This is a genomic window from Bradyrhizobium sp. JR3.5 (assembly GCF_054057015.1).
The window spans coordinates 2,927,817-2,947,238 of the sequence record NZ_JBSRYV010000002.1; the positions used below are offsets into that span (position 1 = coordinate 2,927,817).

The 19,422-nt window shown below is 65.4% G+C and carries 13 protein-coding genes, 1 tRNA gene and 2 pseudogenes; 9 read left to right on the forward strand and 7 right to left on the reverse strand.

Features of this window, described 5'->3' with window-relative positions; genetic code table 11:
• Positions 1-594: 594 nt before the first annotated feature.
• Positions 595-1,773, forward strand: a complete 1,179-nt coding sequence (locus ACVWW1_RS30975) for a DNA topoisomerase IB (protein WP_207834105.1) — start codon at positions 595-597, stop codon at positions 1,771-1,773.
• 174 nt (positions 1,774-1,947) lie between these two features.
• Here ACVWW1_RS30975 and ACVWW1_RS30980 read toward each other — a convergent pair whose 3' ends face one another.
• From ACVWW1_RS30980 to ACVWW1_RS30990, 3 genes are all read right to left on the reverse strand, one after another.
• Positions 1,948-2,361 carry an EVE domain-containing protein gene (locus tag ACVWW1_RS30980; RefSeq protein ID WP_456658500.1) on the reverse strand — a complete coding sequence of 138 codons (414 nt, stop codon included), beginning with the start codon at positions 2,359-2,361 and terminating at the stop codon, positions 1,948-1,950.
• Between the two features lie 96 nt (positions 2,362-2,457).
• On the reverse strand, positions 2,458-3,570 hold the full coding sequence (locus ACVWW1_RS30985) for an alpha/beta hydrolase (RefSeq protein ID WP_176534464.1): 1,113 nt from the start codon (positions 3,568-3,570) through the stop codon (positions 2,458-2,460).
• A gap of 123 nt (positions 3,571-3,693) precedes the next feature.
• Positions 3,694-4,599: a LysR family transcriptional regulator gene (locus ACVWW1_RS30990; RefSeq protein ID WP_456658501.1), complete on the reverse strand. Its 906-nt coding sequence runs from the start codon at positions 4,597-4,599 to the stop codon at positions 3,694-3,696.
• 114 nt (positions 4,600-4,713) lie between these two features.
• Here ACVWW1_RS30990 and ACVWW1_RS30995 point away from each other — a divergent pair, with 114 nt between their 5' ends.
• On the forward strand, positions 4,714-5,478 hold the full coding sequence (locus ACVWW1_RS30995; RefSeq protein WP_456658502.1) for a haloacid dehalogenase type II: 765 nt from the start codon (positions 4,714-4,716) through the stop codon (positions 5,476-5,478).
• Between the two features lie 65 nt (positions 5,479-5,543).
• Here ACVWW1_RS30995 and ACVWW1_RS31000 read toward each other — a convergent pair.
• Both ACVWW1_RS31000 and tsaD read right to left on the reverse strand, forming a co-directional pair.
• A pseudogene (locus tag ACVWW1_RS31000) lies at positions 5,544-6,532 on the reverse strand (NAD(P)H-dependent glycerol-3-phosphate dehydrogenase).
• A gap of 13 nt (positions 6,533-6,545) precedes the next feature.
• Positions 6,546-7,619, reverse strand: coding sequence for a tRNA (adenosine(37)-N6)-threonylcarbamoyltransferase complex transferase subunit TsaD (tsaD, locus tag ACVWW1_RS31005; RefSeq protein WP_456658503.1), 1,074 nt, complete (start codon positions 7,617-7,619; stop codon positions 6,546-6,548).
• 173 nt (positions 7,620-7,792) lie between these two features.
• Between tsaD and ACVWW1_RS31010 the strand changes: the two genes are divergently transcribed.
• From ACVWW1_RS31010 to ACVWW1_RS31030, 5 genes and pseudogenes are all read left to right on the forward strand, one after another.
• Positions 7,793-8,521 (forward strand): uroporphyrinogen-III synthase, encoded by a 729-nt coding sequence (locus ACVWW1_RS31010; protein ID WP_456658504.1) that lies wholly within the window; start codon positions 7,793-7,795, stop codon positions 8,519-8,521.
• A 218-nt stretch (positions 8,522-8,739) separates the two neighbouring features.
• Positions 8,740-9,999 (forward strand): COG4223 family protein, encoded by a 1,260-nt coding sequence (locus tag ACVWW1_RS31015; protein WP_456658505.1) that lies wholly within the window; start codon positions 8,740-8,742, stop codon positions 9,997-9,999.
• Between the two features lie 20 nt (positions 10,000-10,019).
• Positions 10,020-11,787 (forward strand): annotated as a pseudogene (locus ACVWW1_RS31020) (heme biosynthesis HemY N-terminal domain-containing protein).
• Between the two features lie 107 nt (positions 11,788-11,894).
• Positions 11,895-11,970 (forward strand) — tRNA-Thr (locus ACVWW1_RS31025).
• 476 nt (positions 11,971-12,446) lie between these two features.
• Complete coding sequence (locus ACVWW1_RS31030; protein WP_456658506.1) at positions 12,447-14,747, forward strand: glycosyltransferase family 4 protein; 2,301 nt, start codon at positions 12,447-12,449, stop codon at positions 14,745-14,747.
• On the opposite strand, the gene ACVWW1_RS31035 is transcribed toward ACVWW1_RS31030, so the two are convergent.
• Positions 14,744-15,811, reverse strand: coding sequence for a hypothetical protein (locus tag ACVWW1_RS31035; RefSeq protein ID WP_456658507.1), 1,068 nt, complete (start codon positions 15,809-15,811; stop codon positions 14,744-14,746). The two genes, ACVWW1_RS31030 and ACVWW1_RS31035, sit on opposite strands and share 4 nt — an antisense overlap.
• A 256-nt stretch (positions 15,812-16,067) precedes the next feature.
• On the opposite strand from ACVWW1_RS31035, the gene pdxR reads away from it, so the two are divergent.
• Complete coding sequence (gene pdxR, locus ACVWW1_RS31040) at positions 16,068-17,462, forward strand: MocR-like pyridoxine biosynthesis transcription factor PdxR (RefSeq protein ID WP_456660715.1); 1,395 nt, start codon at positions 16,068-16,070, stop codon at positions 17,460-17,462.
• Between the two features lie 87 nt (positions 17,463-17,549).
• Positions 17,550-17,957, forward strand: a complete 408-nt coding sequence (locus ACVWW1_RS31045; RefSeq protein ID WP_456658508.1) for a hypothetical protein — start codon at positions 17,550-17,552, stop codon at positions 17,955-17,957.
• A 269-nt stretch (positions 17,958-18,226) separates the two neighbouring features.
• Here ACVWW1_RS31045 and ACVWW1_RS31050 read toward each other — a convergent pair whose 3' ends face one another.
• On the reverse strand, positions 18,227-19,288 hold the full coding sequence (locus ACVWW1_RS31050; protein WP_456658509.1) for a polysaccharide deacetylase family protein: 1,062 nt from the start codon (positions 19,286-19,288) through the stop codon (positions 18,227-18,229).
• Between the last annotated feature and the right edge of the window lie 134 nt (positions 19,289-19,422).

Here is a 19,422-nt window from a genome sequence, read left to right on the forward strand (position 1 = left end):
CTGGTCTCTTGGTCGTAGTGATGTCGCTCTCCGCGCCGCGCCGTCACCGCAACAATGCCGCGCGCGACAGGATACGCAGACGCCAATTTTGACGGACCGCTTCAACCGCCATTGAACGAATTGCCGGACGTCGCCGCGATGATCTACGTCAACAATTGCTCGGTTGGAGATCTGGATGGCTTTGGTCGGGCCAGCCAGAAATCTGTCGCAAGGACGCCCGTTCGCGCCGCAGTCCCTGCCGGCCGGACAGGGGGGTCGACCAACCTGTAGCGTGCGGATGAGGCTGCGCGCCGCGCGTGTAAGGACATGGTCTCTGACCTGATTTGCGCCGGTCCGGCCGGCCTGATGAGGGCCCCCAAAGCCGGTTCCGGGCTGCGATCTGGCCATTTTGACCGATCCCGGAGCGACCAAAATCAAGGTTAGCGGGCGAATGGCACCCATGAAAGGTAATTAGGAACCGTCGATAACTGATTCGCGACTCGCAATGTCGGCCTCGACGCCCTAAATCGCGAAACCGAGGCCGGATGGCCCACCGGAACGAAGCCCGAAGCAACGGCATTACCGGGAGAACAGCGGAAAAGGCGTCTTGGAAGTATGATGGATCAGCAGAACATCGCGGCTGTGCGGCCCATGTCCGCCGATCCCGCTGTCGCCCTGGCGAAGGCGCTGGGCCAATGGCCCAAGCAGCCGCAGGCAAAGTTGCAGTCGCTCCGGGCGAGGCTCAAGCTTGAGGCGCCCGCTGTCATCAAGACCTCGGTGGAGGATCTGGCGCGCGATCTGGGCCTGCGGCTCGGCGACCAGAATGAGCTGACCATCCGCCGTATCAAGCGCGGCAAGAATTATTCGTTCGTTCGCGCCAACGGTTCGCGCGTCCGCGATGCGCGCACGATCCGCCGGCTGCATGCGATGGCGGTTCCTCCGGCCTATCGCCAGGTGCGCTATTCCAGCGATCCGAGTTCGCATCTGCAGGCGGTCGGCCGCGATGCCGCGGGCCGATTGCAGTACCGTTATCACGCCGACTGGGAGAAGGTCCGCGAGCAGCGCAAGGCGCATCGCCTGGCCAAGCTCGTCGCCGCGCTGCCGAAGATCCGGCGCAAGGTCTCGGCGTTCCTGTCCGGCGACGAGCCGACGCGCGAGTTCGCGCTGTCGGCTGTCATCGAGCTGATCGCGCGCACCGCGATCCGGCCCGGCAACGAATCCTACGCCCGCCTCAACGGCACCCGCGGCGCCACCACGCTTCTGAAGTCCAACGTCACGCTGGAGGACGATTCTCTGGTGCTGACCTTCAAGGCCAAGGGCGGCAAGGCCGTGCGCAAGGAATGCGATGCGGCCAAGCTGGTGCGTGCGATCGGCATTCTGCGCGGCGTCCCGGGCAAGCGCATGTTCCAGTATTACGACCGCTCCGGCATCGTCCGGGCGGCGTCGACCACGGCGGTGAATGCGTTCCTGCGCGAGCTCGCCGGCATCAAGATCTCGCTGAAGGATTTCCGCACCCTGATGGCCTCGGCCGTCGTCGTGGAATCGCTGTCGCGGATCACGCCGGCCGCCAGCCAGCGCGGCCGCAAGCGCCAGGTGCTGGACGCGATCCGCGCCGCCGCTGACCAGCTCTCCAACACGCCGGCGATCTGCCGCAAGAGCTATGTCCACGACACCATCGTCACCGCCTTCGAGGACGGCATCCTCGAACGCTTCGCCGCGACGATGGGCGGTTACCGGACCCAGTCCAAGCGCGAGCAATTGCTGGCGCAGGTGGTGATGGCGGCCGGGGCGTAAGCTCCGCATCCCCCGTCGTCGTCCCGGCGGAGGCCGGGCCCATTACCCCCAATCCTCATTGTTGAGACGATGCTATTGTTGAGACGATGCTGTGGCCACAGCGCGCTCCAACAATGCTCGCCTGTGGTTATGGGTCCGGCCTTCGCCGGGACGACGGTAGAGTTGGTCGGAAGGCTACAGCCCGCCCATCTTGCAGACGTATTTCCATTCCTCTGATGTCACCGGCTGCACCGAGAGCCGCGAATATTTCACCAGCGCCATGCCGGCGAGCTTCTTGTCGGCCTTGATCGCGGCCATCGTCACCGGCGTCTTCAGCGGCTTGTCGGCCTTGATGTCGACGCAGACGAACTTGCCGGTCTTGTCGGTCGGATCGGGATAGGCCTCCTTGATGATCTCGGCGATGCCGACGATCTCCTTGCCCTCGTTGGAATGATAGAAGAACGCCTTGTCGCCCTTCTTCATGTTGACGAGGTTCTGTCGCGCCGTGAAGTTGCGCACGCCGGTCCAGGCTTCGCCCTTCGCGCCCTTGGCGACCTGCTGGTCCCACGACCACGTCGACGGCTCGGATTTCACCAGCCAATAATTCATTGCGACTCACCCCAGTCTCGATCGTTCATCGCGCGGCAATCTACAGGCACCCGGGCGCCCGCGACAAGCGTGGGCAGCTGATCTTGACGACAGCGCTCACTGCTTCAAATATCGATCGAAGAATTTGGCAATGTCGGTGAAGGCTTCCTTCGTCTCGGGCGCATCGATGTTCATCTGGTACTGCGCGTGGGATTGCCCCTCGTAGACGTTGAGATCGGCGATCACGCCGGCGCGGCGCAATTTGCGGTGCGTGCGAACCGTGTTGCTGAGGAACAGGTCGCGCGTGCCCGATGTCAGGATGGTCGGCGGGAAACCCTTGAAGTCCCCGTAGATCGGCGAAATGTAGGGATTCTTCAGACTGGTCCCGTTGGCATAGAGCCTGGCCGCGCGGCCGAGCCATCCGTCCCAGGTCACCAGCACATTGTCGACCCACTCATTGCTCGCGTAGCTGTCGCCGATCTTGTCGATGTCGGACCATGGCGTACCCGGCGCGATGGCCGCAGGCAGCGGCAGCTTCTCATCCCTCGCACGCAACACCATCGCAAGCGTCATCGCGCCGCCGGTCGAGGTGCCGAAGATCGCCAGCCGGTGGCGCTCGTGCGATTTCAGGACTTCCTTCCAGACCGCCATCGCGTCGTCCATCGCAGCCGGATAGGGAAAGTCCGGCGGCATCCGGTAATCGACCGAGATCACCTTGTAGCCGCCAAAGCCGGCCATCATGATGGCTTCCGGCAACGCGGCTTCGCCGGGGCCGAACACGTAGCCGCCACCATGCACGTGGATCAGCAGGCGCCGCCGGTTCTCGAGCGCGATCTTGTTCGGCGTCACGATGTAGCAGTGCACGCCGGCAATCCTGGTTTCCTCGACCTTGACGCCGAGCTTCGCCTTCATGGCCGGAATGCCCGCGATCAGGAGCTTGGCGCGGCGGTCGATCAACTCCTTCCACTCCGCTGGGGTCTTCGGATCGGCGTTGAAATGCGGCGGGTAGGGCGCGCCGATCATCGCCTGCATCTCCGGGGAGACGTCACTTGAGGGATTGCCGATCGATTTGAGCGGGGCGACCCGCTTGCCGTCCTCGGCGTTCGCCGCAGCCTCGCGCTTGGCGAGTTCGTCGTACGGTACGGCCGTTTGCGCGCGCGTGGTGGCGCAGGAGGTGGCGACGGCAAACAGAATGCTGATCGAAACGATAACGCGACGCGGTTGACGCATGTACTTTCCCCAAGTTCGGTATCTTGTTGTTGGAACGGGATCCGACGGTCGCCGCCACGCTATCACAGTGCGCATGATCTCTGCGCGGAAGTCAGCGCCGTCAAGCGCGACAGCTGCAACCCGCTATAAATGGTCGAACGAGATCTGCGGAATCTCACCGGCGGCGAAGTCCAGGAAGGTGCGAATGCGCGGCGCCATCAGGCGCGCACTGGGATAGACCAGCTGGACCGGTATCGGCGCGACTTCATAATCCCTCAGCACGCGGACCAGGGACCCCGCCGCGAGTTCACCCGCAACCTGGTACGACAGCACCCGCGTCAAGCCCATGCCGTCACGCGTCAGTCCGATTGCCGTCTCGGCGCGATTGACCTCCATGCGGCTCGATACCTTGACCTTCTGCGGACCACCTTGTTTGTGCTGGAACGACCAGATCGCGGGGCTCGCCTGATTGACGAAGGTCACGGCGTGATGCTGCGCGAGATCGTCGGGTCTGCGCGGCCGGCCGTGTCGCTTCAAATAATCGGGGCTGGCGACGACAATGCGTCGGACTTCTCCGATGCGCCGGGCCTTCAGCGAGGAGTCCGTCAGATGGCCGATCCGCAGCGCGATGTCGATCCGCTCGTCGATCAGATCGACGAGACGATCCTCGAGCGCCAGTTGCAGCGTGATGTCAGGGTGGCGTTCAAGGAATGTGCGCACCAGCGGTGCGATGTGACGGCTGCCGAACAGCGTCGGCGCTGACAGCTTGATGTTGCCGCGCAGGCTTGCGGCCTCTCCGATCGCGCCGTCGATCGCCTCGTCATAATCGGCGAGCAAGCGGCGCGCCTGCGCGGCAAGCCGCGCGCCGGAGTCGGTCAGCGACAGCTTTCGCGTGGTCCGTTGCAGCAGCCGGGTGCCGAGGCGCCGCTCGAGCTCGGCAACGATCCGCGTCGTCGAGGACGGTGAACGTGCGAATTTGCGGCCGGCGGCCGCAAACTTTCCACTGTCGACGATCGCGAGAAACAGGCGGAGCTCCTCGAGCCGGTCCATCGTCATCCCCTCCCCTGATTGTTCTGAAACACGGAATGATCTCTGCTGAAATCGGGCGATTGTGCCAACACGCAATTGCGTGAACGCTGGCGGCTCGCAATGCGAGGAAACGACATGCTCCTGGATCGCCGGACGTTTACGACCCTGGCCGCGGCTTCCGTCACGGCCGCGACGGTGCTGCCCGGTCGGTCGCGCGCGGCAGGCCGCCCGCCGTTCCGGGCGGTCGCCTTCGACGGCTTCCCCGTGATCGATCCCCGTCCCGTATCCGCCCGGCTGGACGAGATGCTCCCCGGCATGGGCGCGCAGCTGAGCGCCGTGTGGCGAACCCGGCAATTCGAATACACCTGGCTCAGGACGCTCGGCGGGCAATATGCCGACTTCTGGCGGGTCACCGAGGACGCGCTGGTGTTCGCGGCGAAGGCGATGAAGATCTCGCTCTCGCCCGAGCAGCGCGACCGCGCGATGCAGAGCTACCTGGAACTTAAGGCGTGGCCGGACGTCGTGCCGGCGCTCGTGCAGCTTCGCGCCGCCGGCCTGCGCATGGCGTTTCTCTCCAACTTCACCGCACCGATGCTGGACGCGGCGATCAAGAATTCCGGGCTCGAGGGTCTGTTCGAAGATCACCTCAGCACCGACAAGGTCGCTGCCTTCAAGCCGGACGCGCGCGCCTATCAAATGGGTGTCGACGCGTTTGGACTGAAGAAGGAGGAGATCGTCTTTGCCGCATTCGCCGGATGGGACGTGGCTGGCGCAAAATGGTTCGGTTATCCGACCTTTTGGGTCAACCGCAGCAACGCGTCAGCTGAGGAACTCGGCGTGACACCCGACGGAGCGGGGCCCGGACTGCACGACCTCGTCGCCTTCGCGACGGCGCGGTGATGAGAACGCTCTTGAACGAAGCGGTCGCCGTCTCGCGTGGAGAAAACGCGCCAGTACGATCGGCTCTAGCCTTCGGCCTTGAACGGCCGCGTCAGCAGGCCTTCGATCGCGTCATCGATCGTCAGCCGGCCGCTCAGGATCGCGGCGACCGCGCTTGACACCGGCATATCGATCCTCTGCGCGGCGGCGAGCTCGCACAGCACCGGCGCGGTGAATGCGCCTTCGGCGAGCTTGCCGACCGGCGCCGCTTCACCGCGACCGAGCGCGAGGCCGAGCGCAAAATTGCGCGACTGCGCGGTCGAGCAGCTGAGCAGGAGATCGCCCAATCCAGACAAGCCGGAGAGGGTTTCGGTGCGCGCCCCGCAGGCGCGGCCCAATCGTGCGAGCTCGCTGAAGCCGCGCGTGGTCAGCGCCGCGAGCGCGGAAGCGCCGAGATTCCTGCCGACGACGATGCCGGCGGCGATCGCCAGCACGTTCTTGGCCGCGCCGCCGATCTCGACGCCGCGCACATCGGTGGTGTGATAGGGCCGGAAGGTCGCCGAGCCGAGCGCCTGGACGAGCGCGCGTGCCAGCGCCTCGTACCGCCCCCCCGGGTGGCCAACGTCACGGCCGTCGGCAATCCGCGCGCGACGTCGTCGGCAAAGCTCGGCCCCGACAGGATCGCGGGCACGGCGCGCGGTGCTGCTTCCGCGATCACCTCGGTCATAAACTTGTGTGTGCCGTGCTCGATGCCCTTGGCGCAGGCGATGACAGGTGTATCGGGCGCAAGATGCGGCGCAAGATGGCTGACCGCGGCGCGCAAATGCTGCGCCGGAGTGACCGCGAGAATGATGTCCGCGCGCGCGGCAGCGGCGATATCCGATGTCACCGCGATGTCGGGCTGAAGCTGGACACCGGCCAGCTTCGGATTGACCCGCGTCGCCTGGATCTGGGCGGCATGCTCGGCATTGCGCGCATACAGCGTCACCTTGCGTCCGGCGCGCGCCGCGACCTCGGCCAACGCCGTGCCCCAGGCGCCGGCACCGATCACGCTGACTGACATATGCGCGGGCATCGGAACCCTCAGTTCAATATCCGGCGCGGCTGTTGGCGTGGCCGGCCGGCGCCTTGGCGTTGGCATCGAGCAGCCAGCGCGCCCGCGGCGGCGCTTCCAGCGTGTCGGTGAGGCCGAGCGCCATTCGCTCGGCACCGGCCCAGGCGATCATCGCGCCATTGTCGGTGCAGAGCGCCGGCGGCGGGATGATCAGCGTGGTCTGCGCTTTCGCCGCGACATCCTGCAGTGCGCTGCGAATGGCATGGTTGGCGGCGACGCCGCCGGCCGCCACCAGCGCGCGCGGCGTGCCGAACCGCTCCTCGAACAACCTCAAGCCCACGGTCAGCCGATCCGCGGTCGATTCCAGCACCGCAGCCTGGAAGCTTGCGCAGAGATCGCTGACGTCCTGCGGCTCCAACGGCTCCAGCCGGCTGGCTTCATTGCGCACCGCCGTCTTCAATCCCGACAGCGAGAAGTTCGCATCGGGACGGCCGAGCATCGGGCGTGGAAACGCAAATCGCGTCGGGTCGCCACCGGCGGCTGCGCGCTCGACTTGCGGTCCGCCGGGATAGGGCAGCGACAGCATCTTCGCCACCTTGTCGAACGCCTCGCCCATCGCGTCGTCGACCGTGGTGCCGAGCCGCACATATTCGCCGACGCCGACCACGGCGACGATCTGGGTGTGGCCGCCCGAGGCCAGGAACAGGCAATAGGGAAACGCCAGCGCGCAGGTCAGCCGTGGCGTCAGCGCGTGCGCCTCGAGATGGTTCACGGCGATCAGCGGCGTATCGTGCACCATCGCGATCGCCTTCGCGGTGGTGAGACCGACGATCACGCCGCCGATCAGGCCGGGGCCGGCGGCGGCGGCGACAGCCGACAATTGTCCATAACCGACGCCGGCCTCCTTCATGGCGGAGGCGACGATACCGTCGAGCAGGTCGACATGGGCGCGCGCGGCGATCTCCGGCACCACGCCGCCGAAGCGGGCGTGCTCGTCGATCTGCGAGCGCACGACGTTGGAGAGGATCCTTGCCTGCCCGTCAGCCTGCCGCTCGACCACGGCGGCTGCAGTTTCATCGCAGGTGGTCTCGATTCCCAGCACCAGCATCGGTGGTTCGTGTCCCAATTTCGGCCCTTGTGCTACCAGCATGATCCGGACAGGCCGGAACCGGTTTCCGGCAAGATCATGTTCATCAAAATGTCCCCTCCGGGGTAGCATTGCGAGGTCTTGAAGTGCAATCGGTCGGCAAGGTCCAATTCGCAGCGCGGGAGACCCGATCCGTGACCATTCTTGTCACACGACCGCATCCGGACAACGAAACGACGCTGGCCACGTTGCGCCAACGCGGCTTTGAGGCCCTCGCGGCGCCGGTGCTGCGCTTCGAGCCGTTACCGTTCCGTGACGACGATGCGGATTATGACGCGGTCATCCTGACCAGCGCCAACGCGCCGCGTGCCATCGATCTCGCCGGCAGCCGGCTGTTGCGGCTGCCGCTGTTCGCGGTGGGCGCGCACACCGCCGACGCCGCGCGCGCCGCAGGCTTCGACAAGGTGATGGTGGCCAAGGGCGATGCGGTGAGCTTGCGCGATCTCGTGCTTGCGCGGGTCAAGGCCGGCGAACTGGCGGCGTCGGCCACATTGCTCTATCTCGCCGGCGCCGACCTGTCGCGCGATCTGGCGGGCGAGCTCAGCGAAACCGGCCTTACCGTCGTCACCCACACCACCTACCGCATGGCGCCGGTGGCCGGCTTCCCAACGGAGGTCAATGACGCCTTCCTGGCGAACCGGATCACCGCGGTGCTGCATTATTCCCGCCGCAGCGCGCAGGCGTTCCTGAATACGGTGCGGGCCGACGGAATCGAGATTTCGGCGCTCGCCCTGCCGCAATGCTGCATCTCGGCAGCCGTCGCCGCGGTGCTCCATGACGCCGGCGCCACCAAGGTGGTGGTGGCGGCGCGGCCAGACGAAAACGCCCTGCTGGAGGCGCTCGGCCGCACCCTGCGACCGTGAGCGGAATAATTCTTTCGTCTGACCATGATGTTAGGCAATGCTCCGTTTTTCGGATCGTGCTCTAAGAACCTGGGCCGATTCTGACGGAGCGTTTTCAAGCGAAGTGGGGACCGGTTCGCGTTAAGAAAACGCGACCAAAAGGATAAAAGCATGATCCAATTCAATCGGATAGGATCATGCTCTAGAATGTGCGCCCAGTAGTTTTGAGGACCCTCGCGATGGCTGAAGAAAGGCCCGACGACCCAGGACCTTCGCCGGATTCCCGGCCCAAGCGCGCGCCGCCGACCATCGACCTTCAGGCGACCGAGATCTCCAGCGAGCCGCCACAGGCCGAGGGGGGTGAGGAAGCCGGCAAGGATACTGACAAGGATACCGACAAGGCAGCGGAGGCGGCTGCGCCTGAGGCGGAGCCCCATCCCGATCCTGCTCCCCACGCCGAGCCGCAGCCCGAGGCCGCCGCCGCGGCGTCCGAGGCCGAGCCGTCGCGGCCGGTGTCGCCCTGGGTGGTGGCGCCGGTATCGGGCTCGGTCGCGGCAGCGCTGGTGATCGGGGTCGGCTGGCTGCTCGGCTGGCCCGCGGTGCCGCCTGTGTCCGCGCCGCAGCCGAGTGCCGCAACGATGGACGAACTCGGCGCGCGCCTGACCGCGCTTGAATCAAAGGCGAGCAGGCCGGTCGCGGCGGCCGCCGATCCCGCGGCAACCGCGCGGCTGGAGGCGCTCGACAAATCGATCGCCGCGTTGCGCACCGAGCTCGCCGCGACGCGGGCGCAATCCGACAAGCTTGCGGCGGCAGTCAATGAGGCGAAGGCCGCGCCGCGCGATGGCGTGGCTGCGCCTGACATCTCCGGCTTCACGGCACGCATCGACAGGGTCGAGGGTGCGGTGAAGGCACAGGGCGCCGCGATCGCGAAGCAGGATAGCAAGATCGCCGACACCAAGGCCGAGGCGAAGGCGGACGACGTGCCGCTGCGCCGCGTGGTCGCGGCATCGCTGCTCGACGTCGCGGTTCGTCACGGCGACCCCTATGCCTCGGCGCTCGAGGCCGCGAAAGCGATCACCGACAATCCCGATGTGCTGAAGCCGCTCGGGACGTTCGCGACATCAGGCGTGCCGAGCCCGAATGCGCTTTGCCGCGAGCTGATCGAGATCGTGCCGCAACTCGCACCGCCGCCGCCGGAAGCTGCGGCAGCCAGCGCCGGGCTGGTCGATCGTCTGCAGGCCGGTGCTTCCAAGCTGATCCGCATCGAGCGGACCGACGGCACCGGGACCGATCGCGGCAGCATCGTCGCGCGCGTGACATTGGCCGCCGTGCATAATGATCTCGCATTGACCGAGCGCGAATTGAAGTCGTTGCCGCCGGCCGATCGCACCGCGGCGCAAGCCTGGCTCGCCAAGGTGGACGCGCGCCGCGCCGCGCTCGACGCGTCGCGTAAATTTGCCGACAACGCCATGGCGGCGCTCGCCACGGTCAACCAGTAAGTCTTTGCAATAGGTTCTCGATGATCCGGATCATTCTGTTCCTGCTGCTGATCGCGCTCGCTGCAGCGGGTGCGGCCTGGTTGGCCGATCAGCCCGGCGATCTCGTGCTGAATTGGGGCGGTCTGCGCCTCACGTCCAAGCAGCCGATGTATTTGCTCGGCCTCGTCATCGTCGTCGCGATGGTCGCCGGTGTGATCCTGCGCGGCCTATGGAAGATCCCCGGCCATGTCCGCCGCGGCAGGCGCGAGCGGCGCCACGCGCGGGGCCGTCACGCCATCACGCAAGGCCTGCTCGCGATCGGGCACGGCGATTCGTCGGCCGCGCGCGTGCATGCCGAAGTGGCGCGGCGCCACGCCGGCGGCGATCCGCTGGCGCTGTTGCTGCACGCGCAATCGGCGCAGCTCGACGGCGATCGCGACGGCGCGCAGCGCGCCTTCCGCGCCATGGCCGAGCGGGCGGACACGCGGCTGCTCGGTTTGCGCGGCCTGTTCATCGAGGCGCAGCGCGCCGACGATCCGGTTGCGGCGGTGATGATTGCCGAGGAAGCGCTGAAAATGTCGCCGTCCTCGTCTTGGGCCTCGCATGCGGTGCTCGGCTTCTGCTGCGCCAAGGGCGATTGGGCCGGTGCGCTGTCGATCATCGACAATAACCAGGTCGCTGGGTTGATCGACAAGGCGACCTATCGGCGGCAACGCGGCGTGCTGCTCGCGGCCCGTGCGCTGGAGTTCGAGACCGTCGATCGCGACCTGTCGCGCGCGAGCGCGATGGAGGCGCTCAAGCTGGCGCCGACGCTGATCCCGGCCGCGGTGCTTGCCGCCAAATTCGAGAGCGAGGCGCATCAGGTGCGCCGCGCGATGCGTATCGTCGAGACCGCGTGGCTGGCGCAGCCGCATCCCGATCTCGCCGACGCCTATTCGCATGTGCGGCTCGGTGATGCCGCGCGCCAGCGCCTGGTGCGGGTCGAGACGCTGGCAGCGAAAACTCCGGGCCATATCGAAGGCGCGCTGGCGATCGCGCGCGCCGCGATCGATGCGACCGAGTTCGCCAAAGCGCGTGCGGCGCTGGAGCCGTTCACGGCGGCGCCGACGCAGCGCGTCGCGCTGTTGATGGCGGAGATCGAGCGCACCGAGCATGGCGACAGCGGCCGGGCGCGGGCCTGGACCTTGCGTGCGGTGCGCGCGCTGCACGATCCGGTGTGGACTGCGGACGGCTATGTCTCCGACCGCTGGCGTCCGGTCTCGCCGGTCACCGGCCGTCTCGATGCCTTCCAGTGGCAGACGCCGGTGGCGGCGCTGCCGTCCGACAAGGGCAATGCGATCGAGCCCTCGCCGTTCGAGGAGGCGATGCTGGCGCCGCGCCGGGTCGAGCCCCCCAAGGACGTGGCCAGCGAGCCGGCGGACGGCAAGCCGGCCGAGCTGGTCGAGGTAAAGCCGGTCGAGACGAAGTCCTTGGAGCCGGCCACACCGCCCGTGCAGGATAATGCCCCCCTGCCGGCAGCCATCGAGGCCGACCCGGCCCCAGTTCAGGCCGACCCGCCCGCATCGGAGCCGGCTCAGCCGCCGGCGCGCCGAATCGGCTCCCCCGGCCCCCGCCCCCTTGTTCCGTTCCCGGACCGACCTGCCGAAGGCGGCGCCTGCGCCCATTCCGGCCGTGATCCCGATCGTCCGGGCCCCCGACGACCCCGGGGTCGACGAGGACGGCACGGTGGACGAATTTGCGGAACAAATCGGCCCGCCCAAGGCCCAGGTAGGCGGTTGGCGCGGATTTCTGTCACGTTTGGGAAGCTAATTCGCGGTTAGATAACCGGTGTGTGGTTCAATAACCGCGTTTTCCTTGCCAATCGGGGTCATGCCCGATATCAGGTGGCGCGTTGTCAGGCCGTTGCCGAACGGTTCGCCGCAATAGCTCAGTTGGTAGAGCACGTCATTCGTAATGACGGGGTCGGGGGTTCGAGTCCCTCTTGCGGCACCACCCCTCAGGAACATCTCCCGCCTCGATGTGCAGCGGAACTTTGTTCGCCGGGATTCTCGCGCCGCACAATCTGCTCATGATCGCAATCGCGGCCAGTCCGCCTGCTGCGAGCCCGGTTGCCCGGATCCGATTGGCGACTGTGGTGGCCCCGGGGCGCGTCAGGACGCCGCACAACCCCCGCGTGAGATGCGAAAACACGAAGAAAACACCGAACGCGCAGCTCGCGTCGAGATGAACGCGGTATTCAGATGGGTGACGATGTACCTGGCGACGTAACCGCCCGAGCCGATCTGCAACACCCGGAACACATCCGCCGATAGCTCCAGCGCATGGCGAACCGCACCCATTGCGCAAGCCGACTAAATGATTGGTGAGATGAGGCGCGACATGGAGCAGAATAAACGCTGCGGAATCGGTGTTCGTTGATTGTGCATTTTCGCGCAGAAGTTTAATACCTGAACTACGATTGCCGGGGAATGACGTTGGTGCAGAAGGATCGTGATAGCGACTTTCAACTACAGCTTGCTTTCCTGAGGGAGTTCCAACGCGCCCACAATCGCCCGCTGCGCGTCCTGCACATCGGCAATATCGCGAACAACGCCTACAACAATGCTTTGATCCAGCGGCGCTTTGGAATCGAAGCGGATGTCATTTGCTATAACTACTATCACGTCATGGGTTGCCCGGAATGGGAGGCCGCAAGCTTCGACGGCAACGTCGACAACATGTTCCCGGATTGGTGGGCCACCGAGTTGAGCGGTTGGCGGCGACCGGATTGGTTTGTGCAAGGCCCCGTTCTCGATTGCCTCTCGTACCTTCGTGCGAAGGACGCCGGTGACAGCGCAGCCGCAGCATTCTTCTGGACGCTGCTGCAGGCAAGATATTGGGAGATGCTCGATGGCATCGCTGCCGCAGAGAGCCGGGTCCGTCCACCGATGCCGGAGCATCTGGCAGACACAATTTCAATTGCGCGCGAGTTTCAGGATTTCCAGGCAAGCACGGCAATCCCGCAGCCGCTCGATCAACCGACCATCGTCCTGCCGGGGGCGACCATAGGGCCTGAGTCTGCACTCTCCCCGATTTCGTCGGCCTCATCAAAGTTGGCCTCGCCAGATCCGCAGCCTTGGCAAAGCCGATCTCTCGCCAACGAATATCCAAATCCCGAAGCACCAGGCCGCCTCGTATCAACCTATCGCTCCTTGCTGGCGAAGTACGTCTTTGCTCATTTGCGGCGTGAGGCGGAAACCGGCGTTGTCGATGGGTCGAGCTTAGCGGTCGCAATCTGGCGAAGCCAGAGACGCAGCCGCGGCTTGCCGCGTTTTGGCTTCGAGTTTTCCGCCGATGTCTTCACGATGTCGAATCCTGACACCGCGCCGCCGGCTGCAAGTGAAGGCAATCAATATCGGACGTTCCGCGGCTCGCGGTCATCAAGTCCCAAAGGGCCAAGCCGTCTCGTATCAATCTATCGTTCCCTGCTAACGAAGTACGTATTTGTTCATTTGCAGCGTGAGGCGGAGACCGGCGTTGTCGGTGGGTCGAGCTTGGCGGTCGCAATCTGGCGAAGCCAGAGACGCAGCCGCGGCCTGCCGCGCTTTGGCTTCGAGTTTCCTGCCGATGCCTTCACGATCCCAAATCCTGTCACCGCGACGCCGACCACAAGCAACGGCGCGGCCGCTGACGTCGGTTCATCAGTCATTCCCGTGGTGACCCACCCGGACATCGTCGACCGCCCGGAGTTTCGCTATTTCGAAAAATACGGCAAGGGAGAGGATCGAAACGCTACGCAGCGCGCGGCACTTCTTGGTGACCTGCTGCGACAGTTCACGGATTATCCGGCAGAAGCCCTGGTCTTGGTCGAAGCCTTCGCATCCACCATTGCCAATGAATTCGCTGACGTATTGGAGCACTATGACATCATTCAGGGTTATTCGATCGACGGTTTCATTCCCTTCATCAACGGACTCAAGAATTACACATGTTACGAGCATGGCACGTTGCGGGAACTGCCTTTTGAGAGAACCTATAACGGCATTCTTTGTTCGGCGTCGTACAAGAATGCGGCTTTCTCCTTCGTGACCAACTCGGATGTGCTGCCGTCTGTGGCACGGCTGAAAGCGAAGAGGGAGCGGACGGTTTATCTTCCGCATGCCTTCGACGATGAAAAGATTTCAAGCTTTCGAGCGGGCCTCAAGCTTCCGAAGCGAGACTTCAAGGTCACCACATTCTTTAGCCCGTCGCGCCATCACTGGCACGCAGCACCTGTTTCGATGCAGAAGGGCAATGATCTTTTCTTGAGGGCGGCCGCGCAGGTTGCGCAGACGGACCGCGATTTTCGTATCATCCTGGTCGAGTGGGGTGTTGACGTTCACCGAAGCAAGGAACTGATTCAGGAGCTTCGAATCGAAGATATGGTTTCGTGGATACCGTCGTTGAACAAGGCGGAGCTTCGACAGCTGTACTGCTCGAGCGACGTCGTCGTCGATCAGTTCAGGATACCGGCGATCGGCGGCGTTACCTTTGAGGCAATGGCGCTCGGACGCCGAGTGATAACCAATCTAGATGAAACCCAATCAGCGGAGTTCTTCGGAGCGGCGCCGCCCTGCCTGGCCGCCGACAGCGTCGAGACGTGCGCGGCCCGGATTCTCGAGGTTCTTGCTGATCCGCTGGACGGCAATGGCCGCGGCGATGCCGCGCGTCTGTGGTTTGAGAAGTGTCATTCCGCGCAGCGCGTCGTCGCGCTTCAACTGGCCGCTTATCGAACGATTTGCGCCGCCTAGATCCGCGCGCCACACAGTCCGCTCATGATCGCAATTGCGATCAGCGCGCCGGCTGCGAGCCCGGTTGCCCAGACCCGGTTGGCGACCGCCGTCGCCATGCCGTGTGCGATCAGAACGCCGCGCAATCCTGAAGCGAGATGCGCGAGGACGAAGAAGACGCCGAGTGCGTAGTGCGGCACCAGGCGGATGCTCCAGGCGTCGTGGATCAGGCCGGTCGGTGCGCCGGACGCCCAGTCCCAATTGGTGTCGATGTGGTGCACGGCCCGCGCCGAGACGAACGCGGAATTCAGATGGGTGACGATGAACGCCGCGAGGTAGACGCCGGAGCCGATCTGAAACACGCGGAATGCGTCGGCCGGCAGTGAGCTCCAGCGCCAGGCAAGCCGTACCCCGACGGCGACCTGGAACAGCATCAAAGCGACAAGCACCGGCTCGACCACGGACGATCGATAGACCGTACGGCCCATCTTCATCACGGCGGCATGAACCTCGGGTCCGAGCAGGCCGAGCAGATGATTGGTGAGGTGAAACGCGACATAGAGAAGGATGACCGCCGCGGCGATGCCGTGCGTGACACGCCATCTGTCGATGGACGAAGCAATCGCGGCTGATGTTGCCGGCCGCTCTTGCTCGCCGGCGAGCAGCACATAGAGACTCGCGGCGAGCCAACCCGCGACCCAGACGAGCTCGTCGCTGACATGGATATGCAGCAATCCAAGACCGACGCCGGTCAACACGAACAGGGGCGGCGTACCGATGCTGAGATAGGCGAGCCGCCGGGCGCGCAGCTCGAACGACGAAACCGCTGGCTTGGTCATCCAATAGGCGCAGGCCAGACCCAGCAAGGGCGCGGCCGTTGCAGCCAGCAGAAGGAGTGCTGCCAGCGCCAGCCGCCCAAACGATATCGGATCGTCAGCGGGCGAGACCGCGAGATGAAATCCATCGAGCAGGAAGGGATAGGCGATCGCGCCGGCCGCCGGCGCCAGCCCGCGCAGCTTGTCCGCGACTGTTATCGCGAGGCGATCGTTGCCGCGCCGTATGCTGCTCTGTTCGATTGCACTCACCGATATCTCCGGAAGCTCGAGTTGAGGACGGCAAAGACCCCGGCGGTCAGTCCGTGGAACAGCGCGCCAAAGCGAACAGTTGACCGTGCTCCCATAAGTACACGCAGCTGTGTGCTGCGGCCGCCGGCACGCTCGGGCAATGTCGCTGCGCCAGGATCGGTGCCGATATGCCTGAACTAATCCCGCCGCCGGCCGGCAGACAGAGCCATTTTTCATCTATCCGATTGGGCCATCAGAGGGCTGGCACTTGGACGCCATGGAGATCGAGAAGGGTTCGAGTACGTCGATCCAGCAGCAGCTCTATGATCGCATTCGCGCGGCCATCGTCGAGGGGCGGATCCAGTCGGGAGAACGCGTGCCGTCGACGCGCAGCCTTGCGGCGCAGCTCGGCATCGCGCGCGGCACCATCGACATCACGTACGCGCGACTGACGAGCGAAGGATATCTCGTCGCACGCGGCCAGCGCGGCACCATCGTCGCGCCCGAGCTGCGCTCCGGCGCGATGCCGGCCGAGCCGCTCGCGCCACCGACATCGACAAGTGGTCCGGCACCGACCGAGATGCCGCCGCCGCTCCGGCTTGGCGTGCCCGCCCTCGATCTGTTTCCGCGCAAGGTCTGGGCCCGGCTCGCCGCGCGGGAAGCGCGCAAGCTGTCCGCGGCGCGGCTTTTCCACGCCTATCCGATGGGCGTGCCCGCGCTGCGCGAGGCGATCGCGGCCTATCTCGCTGTTGCCCGCGGCATTGTCTGCCGGCCGGATCAGGTCGTCGTAACGTCAGGCTATCAGGGCGCCCTGAGCCTGGTCGCGAGCCTGCTGCTCAAGCCCGATGATCAGGTCTGGCTGGAGGACCCCGGTTACGTCTTCGCACAGCAGGCGTTCGCGCAGCTTTCGATGCGCATCGTTCCGATTCCGGTCGATGATGAGGGGCTTCGCGTGGATGACGCGCGCGCGAGCCGTCCGGATGCACGGCTCGCGGTGGTGACGCCGACCCACCAGTTTCCACTCGGCATGCCGTTGTCGCCCCGGCGTCGCGCGGCGCTGCTGGCCTGGGCCGCCGACTGCGATGCATGGGTGCTGGAGGATGATTACGATTGCGAGTTCCACTATAGCGGCCGCAAGCCTGCGGCACTGAAGACCATCGATGCAGCGGATCGCGTGTTCTATGCCGGCAGCTTCAGCAAGACGCTGTTTCCGAGCCTGCGGCTCGGATATCTGGTGCTGCCGGCCGCGTTCGTCGCAACGGCGGAACGCACCTGCCAGATGCTTCATCGCGGAGCGGCGGCGTTCGAACAGTCGGTCGCGGCTTCCTTCTTGTCGGAGGGCTATTTCGCGCGGCACCTGCGGCGGATGCGCACGCACTATCGCGCGCGGCGCAAGGCGCTCGTCGATGAGCTGGAGCGACAGTTCGGCGCCGACGTGTGCATTTCGCTGCAGCCCGGCGGCCTGCATATCCTGGCGCGCTTTCCGAACCACGGGCCGGATGTCCGGCTGGCCGATCGGGCGCGGCAACATGGCCTCGCGCCGGTGGCGCTATCCGAACGGTCGCTCGCGCATCATGCGGGCGAAGGCTTGCTGATGAGCTTCACCAATATCGCGGAGCAGGACGTCGCCGAGGTGGTGGCGTTGTTGCGGCGGGCGATCACAGGGAGATGAATGCGGCACGCGATGGCTGCGTGAAGCAGCTCACACAGTCGTTGGTACGACTTGGCTAGTTTTCCGGCCACCAACGGGAGAACAACAATGCGCAAACTCATCCTGATCACGGCGGTGGTTTTGGCTTCCGCTTGCGCGCAGGCCGGCGAACGAAGCCTGTCGTTGGGCGGGGCAGGGGCGCTGCCGGCAGCAGCGTCGAATTCGGTCAATGCTGCCGCTGTCGAGCCGCCACCGAAGCCGCCGGAAGCGCCAAAATATGTCGAGCGCGCCGCGCCTGTCGCGACGCCGGCTCCCACTCCGCAGCCGCCCGCCCAACCGGCCGTGCAGCAGGCACCAGTGCAACAGGCCAACGTTCAGCCGCAGGCGGCGCCCGACGCCAGGCTGGCCGGCGAGCAGCGGGTGACTTCGCACAGGTCGAGCCATCGCCGCCACGCGCGGCGCTGGACCGAGGGCCGCATCATCGGCGAGCTGCATGGCCACGGGATTTACTGGTAGCCACCAGTTCAGTTTCGTCATGCCTGGGCAAGCGCGCGAGGGCGCGCCTTCAGGCAAAATGGCCCGCCCGCCAGCTACTTTGCATGGGGTTGATTTCGATATTTTGGTGGCAGCCGCAGCTGCCGGGCGCGATGGCGCCACTCTCGAAGGCGCATAGGCGTTCAAGGTCGCCCGGCCGTGTCGGACCAGCAGAAGGCGGTAGCGATCAGAAAGCGAAAGCGCCCCCGGACCGGATCCGGGGGCGCTTTGCGTTGAGCTTGTTCGCGGCGTTAGTCGGCGATCGTCTGCACGACGTTGCCTATCGGCCGGCCCGTTGCGATCGGCTTCTCGGTCTTCGCCATCATCGCGTCGTATTCCGGCAGCGTCTCGATCTGGGTCTTGGCCTTCATCCAGACCACCTTGTAGCCGCCCGCCTTCAGTTTGCGCAGCAGCGTCGGCAGCGCCTGCGCGGTGTGCTTCTGCAAGTCGTGCATCAGGATGATGCCCTTGTGCTCCTTGTCGAGCTTGGTCATCACGTTGTTGATCACTTCGTCCGAGCTCTTCGATTTGAAGTCGTTGGAGTCGACGTCGACCGAGAACATCGCGATGTTGCGGGTGCCGAGATAGGCTGTTGTCGCCGGCGTATGCGCCAGCGCCGGGAAGCGGAAGAACGGAGCGGGGTTCGCACCCAGCGCCAGCTTCACCGCGCTGAAACCCTTCTCGATCTCGTCCTTGGCCTGCTGCTCGGTGAGCTTCTTGCTCGCCAGATGCGCGTGCGACCAGGTGTGGGCACCGATGGTGTGGCCGGCGGCGGCGACCTGGCGGAGGATGTCCGGGTGATAGGTGGTGTGCAGACCGATCGGGAAGAACACCGCCTTGGTGCACTCGTCCGCCAGCGCCTTCAGCACGGCGGGCGTGGTCGGCCACGGACCGTCGTCGAAGGTCAGCACGACCTCATGGTCGGTCAGGAAGTCATACTGCTTGTACTGCAGGAAGCCGAAGCCCGGGCCGCCTGTGGTGTCGACCACGACGGTGCGGCTGATGCCGAGCGCGTCGGGATTGGCGCATCTGGGTGCGGCGGCAACCGGGGCCGGCGCCGGGGCGGGGGCAGCGGCAGCGGCCGGGGCTGCCGCCTGGGTGGCATCGGCGCGCCTCGACAGCGCGGCGGTCGTCTCGACATCGTCCTTGGCAGCCTGCTTTGCCGCTGCCGCAGGGAGCGGATCGGCCTTGGCTGCGGCAGTTGTCTGCGGAGGAGCCGCGTCGGCACGCGGGGAGGAGGTCCAGAACCACACGCCGGCGATCACGATCGCCGCTACAACACTGGCCAGCATCAGGCCCAACGCACTACGCATCGCTAACACTCTCTTGGAACTCGGGATACGCCACAGCCGCAACGAGCGATTAATGCCAACAAGGTCTTAACGCGATCCCAACAAGGCGCCGGAATGACAACAAAAAGCGGCTCTTACCCATGCGTGATGACCGT

What these genes read in the sequence shown, in the direction of transcription:
- ACVWW1_RS30975 (WP_207834105.1), top strand. Translation starts at nt 595, where the DNA reads ATGATGGATCAGCAGAACATCGCGGCTGTGCGGCCCATGTCCGCCGAT.
- ACVWW1_RS30980 (WP_456658500.1), bottom strand. Translation starts at nt 2,361, where the DNA reads ATGAATTATTGGCTGGTGAAATCCGAGCCGTCGACGTGGTCGTGGGAC.
- ACVWW1_RS30985 (WP_176534464.1), bottom strand. Translation starts at nt 3,570, where the DNA reads ATGCGTCAACCGCGTCGCGTTATCGTTTCGATCAGCATTCTGTTTGCC.
- ACVWW1_RS30990 (WP_456658501.1), bottom strand. Translation starts at nt 4,599, where the DNA reads ATGGACCGGCTCGAGGAGCTCCGCCTGTTTCTCGCGATCGTCGACAGT.
- ACVWW1_RS30995 (WP_456658502.1), top strand. Translation starts at nt 4,714, where the DNA reads ATGCTCCTGGATCGCCGGACGTTTACGACCCTGGCCGCGGCTTCCGTC.
- tsaD (WP_456658503.1), bottom strand. Translation starts at nt 7,619, where the DNA reads ATGCTGGTGCTGGGAATCGAGACCACCTGCGATGAAACTGCAGCCGCC.
- ACVWW1_RS31015 (WP_456658505.1), top strand. Translation starts at nt 8,740, where the DNA reads ATGGCTGAAGAAAGGCCCGACGACCCAGGACCTTCGCCGGATTCCCGG.
- ACVWW1_RS31030 (WP_456658506.1), top strand. Translation starts at nt 12,447, where the DNA reads ATGACGTTGGTGCAGAAGGATCGTGATAGCGACTTTCAACTACAGCTT.
- pdxR (WP_456660715.1), top strand. Translation starts at nt 16,068, where the DNA reads ATGGAGATCGAGAAGGGTTCGAGTACGTCGATCCAGCAGCAGCTCTAT.
- ACVWW1_RS31045 (WP_456658508.1), top strand. Translation starts at nt 17,550, where the DNA reads ATGCGCAAACTCATCCTGATCACGGCGGTGGTTTTGGCTTCCGCTTGC.
- ACVWW1_RS31050 (WP_456658509.1), bottom strand. Translation starts at nt 19,288, where the DNA reads ATGCGTAGTGCGTTGGGCCTGATGCTGGCCAGTGTTGTAGCGGCGATC.